Origin of the sequence: Pelomonas sp. Root1217, assembly GCF_001425705.1 — a bacterium.
Taxonomy (GTDB): Bacteria; Pseudomonadota; Gammaproteobacteria; order Burkholderiales; family Burkholderiaceae_C; genus Pelomonas.
The window spans coordinates 155256-167369 of sequence record NZ_LMDC01000029.1; the positions used below are offsets into that span (position 1 = coordinate 155256).

Sequence of the window (12114 nt, forward strand, 5' to 3'; positions counted from 1 at the left end):
GATACAACAACTTCTATTTCGCTCCCGGCCGCCGCTGACTGAGCAAATGCCCCGGAGAGAAGGCGCAGATTCTAGTCAGCGTTGGCTCAGCGCCTGCCCCACCATCCGCGACGTGATGTCGACGATCTGAATCATGCGGTCGTAGGCCATGCGGGTCGGGCCGATGACGCCCAGCGTGCCGACCACCTGGCCATCCACCTCATAAGGCGCGCTGACGATGGACAGCTCCTCGTAGGGCACAACCTGGCTTTCACCGCCGATGTAGATGCGCACGCCCTCGGCGCGGCTCGACGTATCGAGCAGGCGCATCAACTGGGTTTTCTGCTCGAAGAGGTCGAACAGGCGGCGCAGGCTGCCCATGTCGTGGCTGAAGTCCTGCACGGTCAGCAGGTTGCGCTCGCCGGAGACGACGACGCGTTCTTCCTGCTGCTGCATGGCCTCGCTGCCCACCTGCACGGCTGCGCTCATCAGGCCGGCGATCTCGCCGCGCAGTTCGTCGACCTCGTGGCGCAGCCGCTCGCGCACGGCTTCGAGCGTCAGGCCCGCGTAGCCGGCGTTGAGGCGGTTGCTGGCTTCCTGCAGTTCGCCCTGGCTGAGATCCTGGGCCGTGAAGACGACGCGGTTCTGCACGTCGCCGTCGGGTGCGACGAGGATGACGAGGACGCGGCGCTCGCCCAGGCGCAGGAATTCGATGTGGTGGAAGACGCTGGGCTTCTTGGGCGCCGTGACGACGCCGACGAAGCTGGAAAGGTTGGACAGCATCTGCGCTGCGCTGGCGATGACGCGCTGGGGCTGGTCGGGCTGCAGCTGCGCCGTTTCCACACCGATGAGGCCGGGCTGGGCCGTCAGCATGGTGTCAACGAAGAGGCGGTAGCCGCGCGCCGTCGGGATGCGGCCGGCGCTGGTGTGCGGGCTGGCGATGAGGCCGAGTTCTTCGAGGTCGGCCATCACATTGCGGATGGTCGCGGGGCTGAGCTCCAGGCCCGAGGCTTTGGACAGCGTGCGCGAGCCGACCGGCTGCCCGTCCGCGATATAGCGTTCGACCAGGGTTTTCAGCAGGGATTTGGATCGCTCGTCGAGCATGCCCGCATTCTATGGACACCCCTTTTCCTGCAGAGAGAGGCGATACCCCTGTGGTGTAATTTGCCGCATGGCCGAGCGCTTCAGACATGTCGCCATCGTGGGCAAGCATCAAGCGCCTGGCATCGGGCCGGTGCTGGAGGAGATTGCCCAATTTTTGTGCAGCCAGGGCCTGGACGTCTCGCTGGAAGCGGACACCGCGCTCAACACCGGCCTGACAGGCTATGAAGCGCTGTCCAACGACGAGCTGGGCCGGCAATGCGACCTGGCGGTGGTCATCGGCGGTGACGGCACGATGCTCGGCTTCGCACGGGACATGGCCCGCCACGGCATTCCGCTGGTGGGCATCAACCAGGGGCGGCTGGGCTTCATCACGGACATTCCCATCGAGCGCTGGCGCGAGTCATTGGCGCCGGTGCTGGCGGGCGACTACGAAGTCGAGCCCCGGGCGATGCTGGAAGGCGCAGTCTGGCGCGACGGCGAATCCATCTTCTCCGGCCTGGCACTCAATGACGTGGTCGTGAGCCGCGGCGGCAGCTCCGGCATGGTGGAGCTGAAGATCGAAGTCGGCGAGCAGTTCGTCGCCAACATGCGCGCTGACGGCCTCATCGTGGCCTCCCCCACGGGTTCCACGGCTTATGCGCTGTCAGCGGGCGGGCCCATCCTGCATCCCAGCATTGCCGGCTGGCTGATCGTGCCGATCGCGCCCCACACGCTGTCCAACCGGCCCATCGTGCTGCCCGACCTCGGAGAGGTGCGCCTGGAGATCGTCGCCGGGCGCGATGCGTCGGTGAACTTCGACATGCAAAGCCTCGCCAGCCTGCTGCACGGCGACACCATCACCGTGCGGCGCAGCCAGCACCAGGTGCGCTTTCTGCACCCCAAGGGCTGGAGCTATTACGCGACCCTGCGACGCAAATTGCGTTGGTATGTTTAGAGGCTGACCATGCTGCGGCACCTGAGCCTGAAGGATTTCGTCATCGTCCCCGCGCTGGAGCTCGACTTCGAGCCCGGCTTTGCCGTGCTGACCGGCGAGACCGGCGCTGGCAAGTCCATTCTGATCGACGCGCTGCAGTTGGCCCTGGGTGGCCGCGGTGACGCCGGCGTGGTGCGCGAAGGCGCGGCCAAGGCCGAGATCACTGCCGAGTTCGACACGCCGGCGCATCTGCGCGCCTGGCTGGACGAGGCCGGTTTCGACTGCGACGACACGCTGCTGCTGCGACGCGTCATCGACGCCGCGGGAAAAAGCCGCGCCTGGATCAACGGCGGCGCGGCCACGCTGACGCAGCTGCGCGAGCTGGCCGACCACCTGCTCGACATCCACGGCCAGCATGCCTGGCAGGGCCTGACCCGCCCCGCCGCCGTGCGCGAGCTGCTGGATGGCTTTGCGGGGCTGGACACTGCGCCGCTGGGCCGCGCCCACGCCGCCTGGAAGCAGGCCGCCGAGGCGCTGCAGAAGGCCCAGAGCCAGCAGGCCGACGCCTTGCGCGAACGCGAACGCCTGGCCTGGCAGATCGGCGAGCTGGACGGCCTGGCGCCCACCGAGGGCGAGTGGGAGGAATTGAACGCCGAGCATGGTCGCCTGTCGCACGGCCAGTCCCTCATCGACGCGGCCAAGTCGGCGCTGGATGCGCTGGACGAGGCCGAGCCCAGCGCCCAGTCCCTCGCCGGTGGTGCGCTGGACCAGCTCGAACGCGTGCTCGACCACGACGCCCGCCTGCTCCCCGCCGTGCAGGCCCTGCGCGATGTGCAGGCCCAGCTGCAGGACGCTAGCCACACGCTGTCGGCCTATCTGCACAAGGCCGATCTCGACCCCAACCGCCTGGCTGAGCTGGACGAGCGCGTGTCGGCCTGGATGACGCTGGCGCGCCGCTACCGCCGCCAGCCTCACGAGCTGCCGGCCCTGCTCTCGCAATGGCGCACCGAGCTGGCTCAGCTCGACGCCGCCAGCGACCCCACGCTGCTTGAAGCGGCCCTCGCCGCCGCGCGCCAGGCCTTCGACGCAGAGGCGCAGGCCGCCAGCCGAGCTCGCAAGAAGGCGGCACCGCAGCTCGCGTCCGCCGTCACGGCAGCGATGCAGCAACTCGGCATGGCGGGCGGTCAGTTCGACATCGCCTTGAACCCCACCGACGGCCCGCAGAGCTTTGGCGTCGAATCCGCCGAGTTCTTGGTCGCCGGCCATGCCGGCAGCACGCCGCGCCCGCTGGCCAAGGTGGCCTCGGGCGGCGAGCTGTCGCGCATCGCGCTGGCCATTGCGGTGACGGCTAGCCAGGCCGCAACCGACAACGCGCCCGGCACGTTGATCTTTGACGAAATCGACGTCGGCATCGGCGGCGCCGTCGCCGAGACGGTGGGCCGGCTGATGAAGCAGCTCGGCCATTCGGCAACCGGCGAGCGCCAGGTGCTGGCCGTCACCCACCTGCCCCAGGTGGCCGCGTGCGCCGACCGTCATCTGGTCGTCGCCAAGGCCTTGCAGGGCACGAGCACCGTCAGCTCCGTCAGCCCTGTGGCCGGCGAAGCCCGCGTGGCCGAGATCGCCCGCATGCTGGGCGGCGAGCGCCTGTCGTCCACCAGCCTGGCGCATGCGCAGGAGATGCTGGACGCGTCCACGGCAACCAAGCCGCGCAAGGCCAAGTCATGAGCACGGACACGGATCTGCAGGGCGACGTCGTGCTGCTGACCGGCATGTCCGGTGGCGGCAAGTCGGTGGCCATGCATGCGCTGGAAGACGCGGGCTATTTCTGCGTGGACAACCTGCCCGCGGAGCTGCTGCTGGACTTCCTGCGGCTGGAGCAGCAACGCGGCGAACGCCGTGTCGCCATCGCGGTGGACGTGCGCTCGGCGAGTTCGCTGCCGCTGCTGCTGCCCCTGCTCAAGGACCTGCGGGCCACCGGCGTGCCGGTACGCTCCATCTTCCTGGACGCCAACAACGAGGCGCTGATGCGGCGCTTCTCCGAGACACGCCGGCCTCACCCGCTGCGCGAGGATCGCGACACCGGCTTCGGTCCGCTGGAAGGCGCGGCCGATGACAGCCACCGCCTGTTGCTGGATGCCATCAAGCTGGAGCGCGAACTGCTCGGCGGGCTCAAGGCCGAGTCCACCGTCATCGATACCAGCCAGCTGCGCCCGGCGCAGTTGCGTGCCTGGCTCGGTGATCTCGTCGGCCCGCACGTCGGCGCCAAGCTCACCCTGGTCTTCGAGAGCTTCGCCTTCAAGCACGGCGTACCCAGCGACGCAGACTTCGTCTTCGACGTGCGCGTGCTGCCCAACCCCTATTACGACCGCGAACTGCGCCCGCTCAACGGCCGGGATGCGCCGGTGGCGGCTTACCTCGCAGCCCAGCCCGAGGTCGGGCTGATGATGGGCCAGATCGCCGGCTTCCTGTCGCGCTGGCTGCCCAACTTCGCGGCCGACCAGCGCAGCTACCTGACCGTGGCCATTGGCTGCACTGGCGGCCAGCACCGCTCCGTGTATCTCGTCGAGATGTTGGCGCGCCAATTCAGCCACCACGGCCATGTGCTGAAGCGCCATCGCGAGCTGGATGCAAGGTAGAGCCCCTCGCCCAGCCTCGCTCGCTGAACGCCGGCGCGGCTGGTCGGTCTTGCAGACCGCGCAGCCGACAGTGCGGCTGCTCTTCGGCAGGCACGACAAGTCCACAGGACTTGCCGTGTCCGGCCTCAGCCCCCGAGGGGACGGCGATGCTCGCGGCATAGAGCCACGAGCACATCGCCAGAGCGGGCCGGCTAGGGAGCGGCCCGGCGCTCGCCCCGCATGAACAATTCAGAACAAAACTTCTAGATAATGAGTTCTAGAACAGATATTCTGAATCCATGAGCCAAACACCCTCCGCCAAACCAACGGCGGCCGAGCTTGACCTGCTGCAGGTGCTGTGGCGCCACGGCCCCGCCGACGCCAAGGCCGTGCACGAGGCCCTGCTGCCCGATCGGCCCGACGCCACCTACGCCACCGTGCTGCGCCAGCTGCAGGTGATGCACGGCAAGGGCCTGCTGACCCGCGACGAGAGCCAGCGTCCGCAGCTCTACGCTCCCGTGCACGCGCAGGACAAGCTGCAGCAGTCCCTGGTGAAGGACTTCATCAGCAAGGCCTTTGCCGGCTCTGGCAAGGCCCTGGTGCTGGCCGCCCTGAAGAACCACGTCAGCGCCAAGGAGCGCGCGGAAATCCGCCAGTTGCTGGCCGGGAAGGGGGATGAAGCCTGATGAGCCTTGACATCGCCATGATTGCCTGGGGCTGGGCCCTCGTGAACTTCGTCTGGCAGGGCGTCGTCGTGGGCGCCGCCGTGGCCTTGCTGCTGGCGCTGATGCGTGGCGCGTCGGCACGCTGGCGCTATGCCGTCTGCGCGGCCGGCCTGGCGCTTTGCCTGGGCTTGCCGCTGGCGCAGTGCCTGGATCTCGCACCGGCCGAAACCGAGTTCATCGGCGAGCTGCCGCCACTGGCTGAGCAGATGCCGGCCCTGGTCAGCGCCTGGGCCCTGGGCACGGCGCTGATGCTGGCGCGGTTGGCCCTGGGCCTGGCCTGGGTCGGCCGCGCGCGGCGGCGCAGCACGCCGGCACCGGCCGAATGGCAGGCGCGGCTGGACGGCCTCGCTCGACGCCTGGGCCTCAAGCGGCCCGTCCCGCTGCGCCTGCTGCCCGACCTGGCCGGCCCCATCGCCCTGGGCATGTTCAGGCCCTGCGTGCTGCTGCCTGCCGCCCTGCTGACCCGCCTCCCGGTTGACCTGATCGAAGCGCTGCTGGCGCACGAGCTGGCCCATGTGCGGCGCTGGGACTACGCGGCCAACCTGCTGCAGAGCGCCGTCGAGGCCCTGCTCTTTTTTCACCCCGTCGTCTGGTGGCTGTCGGCTCGCATGCGTCATGAGCGCGAGTTGGTAGCCGACGAGATCTCGGCCGAGTTGCTCGGTGATTCACGCCGCCTGGCCCTGGCCCTGCACGCCCTTTCTGAAATGGATTGCTCCGATATGACCCCCTCCCCTGCGCTCGCCGCTCGCGGCGGCGACCTGCTTGCCCGCATCGAGCGCCTGCTCGCGCCGCGCCCCCAGGCGACTGGCTGGAAGCTGGCCCTGCCAGCCCTGCTGATCGCCGCGACCAGCTTCGTCGTGCAGGCCAAGGGCCGCGAACCGGTCGAGCCGCCGCCCAGCCCGGTGGCCATCGAGGCCGAGGCGCCGCCGGTTCAACAACTGCGCCTGCCCGTCAATGCCAAGCATGTCATCGTCATCGACGACACCACGGGCAAGGTGCTGATGGCTCGTGATGCCGACACCGCCGTGCCGATCGCCTCGCTGACCAAGCTGCTGACGGCCATGGTCGTGCTCGACGCCAAGCTGGACCCGAACGAGAAGCTGCGCATCACCAGCGACGACGTCGACACGCTCAAGCACAGCCGCTCGCGGGTTCGCGTCGGCACGCAGATGAGCCGGCAGGCCGCGCTGGAGCTGGCGCTGATGGAGTCCGAGAACCGCGCAGCCGCGGCACTGGCGCGCACCTTCCCCGGCGGCGAGGCCGGCTTCGAGAAGGCCATGCAGGCCAAGATCCGCGCCCTTGGCCTGAAGCGCACGGCCATTACCGACCCGACCGGCCTGTCGCCGGCCAATACCTCGACGGCCACCGAGATGGCGGCCATCACCGCAGCGGCGGCGCGCTACGGCGAAATTGAACGCATCACCAGCGTCAAGAAGACCAAGGTGCCAGTCGACGGCCGCCAGCGCGAGGTGCGCAATACCAATCGGCTGGTCGGTGCCAAGGGCTGGAACATCCGCGTCTCCAAGACCGGCTACACCGAGGAAGCCGGCCGCTGCCTGGCCATGCGCATCCTGAGCGGCAAGCGCCCGGTCACCGTGGTGCTGCTGGATGCCGACGGCTCGGCCAATCGCCTGCGCGATGCGGCGCTGATCCGCAAGTCGCTGGCCCGCCAGGCTTTCTGATCATGCAGCGCCGTCATCTGCTTGCGGCCAGCAGCGCCGCCCTCGCCCTGCCCGGCTACAGCCTGGACTTCGCCGCACCGAATCCACCGGCTGCGATGCGCGCCAGCGTGGACCGCATCGTCGACATCGCCGTCGGCATCCGCCCCTTTCGCGCGCAGGGGCCGCGCATCGAAGCAGAGAAACGCTTCGGCAAGACAGTCGTCCACCACTACGGGCACGGTGGCAGCGGTTGGTCACTGTCCTGGGGTTCGGCCCAGCGCGCGCTGGCGCTGATCCAGTCGCGCGGCGTTCGCCCGGGTGAGCGCATCGCCGTCATCGGCTGCGGCGCCATCGGCCTGACGACGGCACGCACCGCCCAGCAGGCCGGCTACAAGGTCAGGCTCTACGCCAAGGACCGCCCACCCCGCGTGCACTCCTCAGCGGCCACCGGGCTGTGGACGCCGGACTCGCGCATCATCACGAGCGAGAACGCCAGCGAGGCCTGGACGACCGATTGGGAAGCCATGGCGAGGGCGTCCTTCAAGGTGCACCAGAGCTATCTCGGCCTGCCCTCCGGACCGGTCGAATGGCATGACGGCTATGTCGTCGCCGACGAGGATTTCGATCAGGCCCTGCCCGGCCATATCGGCGAGCCCGACTATCCGGAGCTGTCGTCGCGCATCGCCGACCTGCGCCCGCAGGGCAAGGCGCTTTCGGCCGCGGAGCATCCTTTCCGCAAACCGCACGCGCGCCGCTTCACGCAGCTCATCTTCAACATCCCGGCCTACCAGCGCCTGCTGCTGGACGACTTCGCCCGCGATGGCGGCGAACTGGTGCAGCGCGAGTTCCGGCAGCCGCGCGACTTCGCCCGCCTGCCCGAGCGCGTCGTCGTCAACTGCACGGGCGACGGGGCGCGCAAGCTGCTGGGCGACACCAGCATGACGCCGGTGCGCGGCCAGACGGCTCGCCTCATTCCGCAGCCCGAGGTGGATTACGCGCTGATCTACCGCGGCCAGAACCTCGTCGTGCTGCCACGGCGTGACGGCCTGCTCGTCGCGGCCATGGGCGAGCACGATTTCGGCAATGACGATCTGCGCCCCGACAGGGCCCAGAGCGAGGCCGCGGTGCAGCGGCTCGCCGGCCTGTTTTAGAAGGTCTCCCAGTCGCCCTCGGCCTGGCTGGGCGCGGGGGCGGAAACGGGCTTCGGTGCGGGCGCCGTATTGACCGGCGCCGGCCTGGCTTGAGCCGTGGGGCGCGGCGCAGGTTTGGGCGTCGCAGCCCGGGGCGCCGTGGCGGGCCGCGCTGCCGGCTTGGGCGCGCCGCGCGGCGCCGGCGCCGCAGCGCCCGCGTCCACGCGGAAGGCCGCCACCGCCTCGGCCAGCTTGGCCGTCTGCATGCGCATGCTCTCAGCGGCGGCCGCTGTCTGCTCCACGAGAGCCGCGTTCTGCTGCGTGGCCTGGTCGAGCTGGCTGACGGCCGCGTTGATCTGGCCCACGCCTTCGCTCTGCTCTCGGCTGGAGACGGTGATCTCGCCGACCAGGTCGGTCACCTTGCGCACCTCATTGACCATCTGGCCGATGGTCTCGCGCGCGGCCAGCACCTGGGCGCTGCCGCTCTCGACCTTGGTGACGCTGTCGCCGATCAAGCTCTTGATCTCCTTGGCCGCCTCGGCGCTACGCTGCGCCAGCAAGCGCACCTCGCCGGCCACGACGGCGAAGCCGCGGCCCTGCTCGCCTGCCCGCGCCGCCTCGACGGCGGCGTTCAGCGCGAGGATGTTGGTTTGGAAGGCGATGCCGTCGATGGTGCCGATGATGTCGGAGATCTTGCGGCTGGAGGTCGAGATGGCGTCCATCGTCGTGACGACCTCGCCCACCGCGGTGCCGCCGGCGCCGGCCACTTCGGAGGCATGGTTGGCGAGCTGGTCGGCCTGGCGGGCGTTGTCCGCATTGGCCTTGATCTGCGCGGCCATTTGCTCGACCGAGGCCGCCGTCTGCTCGAGGCTCGATGCTTGGCTCTCGGTGCGCGCCGACAGGTCGGCATTGCCCTGGGCGATCTCGGCCGCGGCGACGCTGAGCTGATCGCAGCCCAGGCGCACGCCCGACACCATGCGCGCCAGGTTCTGCGTCATCTCGTCCAGCATGGTCAGCAACTGGCCGAGCTCATCGCGCGAACTGCTCTGCAGGCGCTGTGTCAAGTCGCCGGCCGCCACCGCCCTGACCGCGTCGGAAGCGCGCTGCACGGGGCCGGTGATGGAACGCGTGATGGACAGGGCAGCCAGCACGCCGATGACCAGGGCCGCGGCCGACGCAACGCCAAAGATCAACAACACACGGCGGTAGGCACTCTCGGCGGCAGCCGCTGTCGCTGCGGCCAGCTTCTCGTTGTAATCCCACCATTTGCTGACGTTCTCACGCAGCGGCAGAAAGACGGCGCGGGCAGTCCCGTTCAACTCCCGGGCCGCCGTACCCTGGGTCGGATCGGCCGCACTTTCCTCTGACGCCTTGAGAGTCTTCTCCTGCCCCGCGAAATAAGCTTCAGCGCCCTCACGCACCTTCTTCATGTACCCGCGGTCTTCGTCATCGGCGGCCAGCAACTCATAGTCCTTCAACCGCTGGCGGACGTTGTCACGCGCCTTGACGATCTGGGCGGCAACGTCCTTCTTCTGCTTGTCGTCGTCTGTAAGGATGTGCTGCTGCTCGAACCGCCGCGCATCGGAAAGCGCACCGTCAATCTGGTGAATGACACGCAGCGACGGCAGGATGTTCTCGGGGTAGTACTCGGTGTAGTTGTTGATCGATTTCGTCAACAGCGCGCCAACACCGGCCATGGCGAGCATCAGTGCCAGCAGCACCGCGAAGGCCAAGGCCAGGCGCTTTCCGACGCGCAGGTTCTTCAGTGCATCCACGGCTGTCCCCTCGTCGTTGTTCGGGGGACTGTGCCCGTTTCGGTGCGGGCAGGCAATGCGTGTGCAGCCGGTGTTTTGTCAACTTTCAGACGGCTCGGCCTCGCCCAGTAGCAAGGCGAGCAGCACGGCGGTGCCGATGGGCATGAAAACGACGATGGCAATGAACCATGGCATGAAGGCCCGGCCCGTGCGACGCACCAGCTGCATCATGAAAACGCAATGCATGGTGCCGGCCACGACGAGGCCCAGCCCGAGCAGGACAAGTCGGGACGCCGGCGGCTCGCCGTCCTGGGTGCTGCTGATGATCTGCCACAGGCACAGGCCGGCGACGAGCAGGGTGATGACCGCGTACTCGATGCCGCTCTTGATGTGTGGTTTCATGGTTCAGCGTTCCTCGATCAGTTTCTTCAGCGGCGCGGGCAGCGCGTAATCAACCAGTTTCTCCCGCGCCACCCAAGTGCCGCCAGGAGTCATACCCTCAACTGCCCCGGCCCGCAGCGTGTGCAGCACCCAGTCGAAATGCGTCAGCGCGTGCTGCAGCCGCGGCAGCGTCTCCAACTCGCCGCCCGGCAGGGCCGCTCGGGCGCTGGCCTCGTCGTCAAACATCGGCAGCGTCCACAGGCCCGCCCAGACACCGGTGTCAGGTCGCTGCTGCAGCAAGACCCGGCCCTCGACGCTCTCGACCCACAGCCACCAGTTCTCGCGACGGCCGCGCTTGAGCTTCCTGGTCTTGACCGGGAAGCGCGTCGGATCGCCCTCCTGCTGCCCGAGGCACATGGGCTGCACGGGGCAGAGCAGGCAGTCGGGCGAGCGCGTGCTGCAGATCGTCGCGCCGAGGTCCATCAGGCCCTGGGTGTAGCGGTCAACGTCGCGCTCGGGCAGCAGCTCGGTGGCATGGTCCCACAGCTTCTTCTCGGCGGCGCTGCTGGAAAGATCGCCGCTGAATGCCAACACGCGCGACAGCACGCGCTTGACATTGCCGTCCAGGATGGCGACGCGCTCGCCGAAGCAGAAGGCCGCGATGGCCGCAGCCGTGGAGCGACCGATGCCGGGCAGCGTCTGCAGGGCTGCAGCCGTGCCTGGGAACTCGCCCCCATGCAGATCGGCCACGGCCCTGGCGCAGGCGTGGAGATTGCGCGCCCGGCTGTAGTAGCCCAGGCCGGCCCATTGCGCGAGCACTTCGTCCAGCGACGCCGCGGCCAGGTCGGTCACCTTGGGCCAACGCGCCAGGAAGCGTTCGTAATAGCCCAGCACCGTCGCGACCTGGGTCTGCTGCAGCATGACTTCCGACAGCCAGACGCGATACGGGTCGCGCGTGTTCTGCCACGGCAGCGTGTTGCGGCCATGGCGGCGCTGCCAGGCGACGACGGTCTTGCCGAAGTCCTTGATCAGCGCTTCTGACATTGGGGGCAGAAGAAGGTGGAACGTGCGCCTTGCACGATGCGCCGGATGGCAGTGCCGCAACGCCGGCAGTTCTCGCCTTCGCGGCCATAGACCTGCGCCTGCATCTGGAAGCTGCCGGCGACGCCATGGGCGTCGCGAAAGTCGCGCAGCGTCGTGCCACCGGCCTCCAGCGCCTGGCCGAGCACCGTGCGCACGGCCGCAGCGAGCTTGTCGGCGCGCGGCCGGCTCAGCTTGCCGGCGGGCAGGCGCGGGTCGATGCCGGCCATGAACAGCGCCTCACAGGCGTAGATGTTGCCGGCGCCGACGACGATGTCGCCTGCCAGCAGCGCCTGCTTGATGGACACGCGCCGGCCGCTGAGCGCGGAATGCAGGTGCAGGCCGTCGAATCGCTCGTCGAAAGGCTCCAGGCCCAGGCTGCCGAGCAGCGTGGCCATCGGTTCTGCGTCCAGCGCCGCGCCCCAGACTACGGCGCCAAAACGCCGTGGGTCGGTCAGGCGCAGCAGGCCGTGGTCGGTGTACAGGTCGAAATGGTCATGCGAGCCGGGCGCCGGCGTCGTGTCGAGAAAGGCCAGCGAACCCGACATTCCCAGGTGCATCAACAAGCCCCCGGCGTTTTCCAGCGGGAGCCACAAATATTTACCACGTCTTTGCGTGCTGCCGACGCGGCTGCCGAGCAGGGTTTCGGGGTCCACGCCGAGTGGCCAGCGCAGGGGTTTCCCCAGGCGCAGGCCGGTCACCCGGGCCCCCTGGATGGCGCTGGCAAAGCTGCGGCGCGTGACTTCGACTTCGGGTAACTCGGGCATGAGGT

At 68.7% G+C, this 12114-nt stretch carries 11 protein-coding genes; 6 read left to right on the forward strand and 5 right to left on the reverse strand.

Features of this window, described 5'->3' with window-relative positions; translation table 11 throughout:
* Positions 1–75 precede the first annotated feature (75 nt).
* Complete coding sequence (gene hrcA / locus ASC95_RS26245; protein WP_056193832.1) at positions 76–1083, reverse strand: heat-inducible transcriptional repressor HrcA; 1008 nt, start codon at positions 1081–1083, stop codon at positions 76–78.
* 67 nt (positions 1084–1150) lie between these two features.
* Here hrcA and ASC95_RS26250 point away from each other — a divergent pair, with 67 nt between their 5' ends.
* The 6 genes from ASC95_RS26250 (at position 1151) to ASC95_RS26275 (ending at position 8148) form a co-directional block, all read left to right on the forward strand.
* Positions 1151–2017, forward strand: coding sequence for an NAD kinase (locus tag ASC95_RS26250; RefSeq protein WP_057300644.1), 867 nt, complete (start codon positions 1151–1153; stop codon positions 2015–2017).
* Positions 2018–2026: 9 nt separating this feature from the next.
* On the forward strand, positions 2027–3721 hold the full coding sequence (gene recN / locus ASC95_RS26255) for a DNA repair protein RecN (protein WP_056193824.1): 1695 nt from the start codon (positions 2027–2029) through the stop codon (positions 3719–3721).
* Positions 3718–4632, forward strand: a complete 915-nt coding sequence (gene rapZ / locus ASC95_RS26260; RefSeq protein ID WP_057300645.1) for an RNase adapter RapZ — start codon at positions 3718–3720, stop codon at positions 4630–4632. Before recN ends, rapZ begins: the two co-directional genes overlap by 4 nt.
* Before the next feature lie 278 nt (positions 4633–4910).
* Positions 4911–5297 (forward strand): BlaI/MecI/CopY family transcriptional regulator, encoded by a 387-nt coding sequence (locus tag ASC95_RS26265; protein ID WP_057300646.1) that lies wholly within the window; start codon positions 4911–4913, stop codon positions 5295–5297.
* Positions 5297–7018 (forward strand): M56 family metallopeptidase, encoded by a 1722-nt coding sequence (locus ASC95_RS30210; protein WP_082568136.1) that lies wholly within the window; start codon positions 5297–5299, stop codon positions 7016–7018. The genes ASC95_RS26265 and ASC95_RS30210 overlap by 1 nt, the downstream gene beginning before the upstream one ends.
* A gap of 2 nt (positions 7019–7020) precedes the next feature.
* Positions 7021–8148, forward strand: a complete 1128-nt coding sequence (locus tag ASC95_RS26275) for an FAD-dependent oxidoreductase (RefSeq protein ID WP_082568137.1) — start codon at positions 7021–7023, stop codon at positions 8146–8148.
* Here the strand turns inward: ASC95_RS26275 and ASC95_RS26280 are convergent.
* The 4 genes from ASC95_RS26280 to mutM all read right to left on the reverse strand — a co-directional run bounded on the left by ASC95_RS26280 (position 8145) and on the right by mutM (position 12109).
* Positions 8145–9902, reverse strand: a complete 1758-nt coding sequence (locus tag ASC95_RS26280) for a methyl-accepting chemotaxis protein (RefSeq protein WP_235538060.1) — start codon at positions 9900–9902, stop codon at positions 8145–8147. The two genes, ASC95_RS26275 and ASC95_RS26280, sit on opposite strands and share 4 nt — an antisense overlap.
* Positions 9903–9980: 78 nt before the next feature.
* Positions 9981–10283, reverse strand: a complete 303-nt coding sequence (locus ASC95_RS26285; protein WP_057300647.1) for a hypothetical protein — start codon at positions 10281–10283, stop codon at positions 9981–9983.
* Between the two features lie 3 nt (positions 10284–10286).
* On the reverse strand, positions 10287–11306 hold the full coding sequence (gene mutY / locus ASC95_RS26290; protein WP_057300648.1) for an A/G-specific adenine glycosylase: 1020 nt from the start codon (positions 11304–11306) through the stop codon (positions 10287–10289).
* Positions 11291–12109: a bifunctional DNA-formamidopyrimidine glycosylase/DNA-(apurinic or apyrimidinic site) lyase gene (mutM, locus tag ASC95_RS26295; protein WP_057300649.1), complete on the reverse strand. Its 819-nt coding sequence runs from the start codon at positions 12107–12109 to the stop codon at positions 11291–11293. The genes mutY and mutM overlap by 16 nt, the downstream gene beginning before the upstream one ends.
* Positions 12110–12114: the final 5 nt, after the last annotated feature.

What these genes read in the sequence shown, in the direction of transcription:
- mutY (WP_057300648.1), bottom strand. Translation starts at nt 11,306, where the DNA reads ATGTCAGAAGCGCTGATCAAGGACTTCGGCAAGACCGTCGTCGCCTGG.
- ASC95_RS30210 (WP_082568136.1), top strand. Translation starts at nt 5,297, where the DNA reads ATGAGCCTTGACATCGCCATGATTGCCTGGGGCTGGGCCCTCGTGAAC.
- ASC95_RS26250 (WP_057300644.1), top strand. Translation starts at nt 1,151, where the DNA reads ATGGCCGAGCGCTTCAGACATGTCGCCATCGTGGGCAAGCATCAAGCG.
- recN (WP_056193824.1), top strand. Translation starts at nt 2,027, where the DNA reads ATGCTGCGGCACCTGAGCCTGAAGGATTTCGTCATCGTCCCCGCGCTG.
- rapZ (WP_057300645.1), top strand. Translation starts at nt 3,718, where the DNA reads ATGAGCACGGACACGGATCTGCAGGGCGACGTCGTGCTGCTGACCGGC.
- hrcA (WP_056193832.1), bottom strand. Translation starts at nt 1,083, where the DNA reads ATGCTCGACGAGCGATCCAAATCCCTGCTGAAAACCCTGGTCGAACGC.
- mutM (WP_057300649.1), bottom strand. Translation starts at nt 12,109, where the DNA reads ATGCCCGAGTTACCCGAAGTCGAAGTCACGCGCCGCAGCTTTGCCAGC.
- ASC95_RS26265 (WP_057300646.1), top strand. Translation starts at nt 4,911, where the DNA reads ATGAGCCAAACACCCTCCGCCAAACCAACGGCGGCCGAGCTTGACCTG.
- ASC95_RS26285 (WP_057300647.1), bottom strand. Translation starts at nt 10,283, where the DNA reads ATGAAACCACACATCAAGAGCGGCATCGAGTACGCGGTCATCACCCTG.
- ASC95_RS26275 (WP_082568137.1), top strand. Translation starts at nt 7,021, where the DNA reads ATGCAGCGCCGTCATCTGCTTGCGGCCAGCAGCGCCGCCCTCGCCCTG.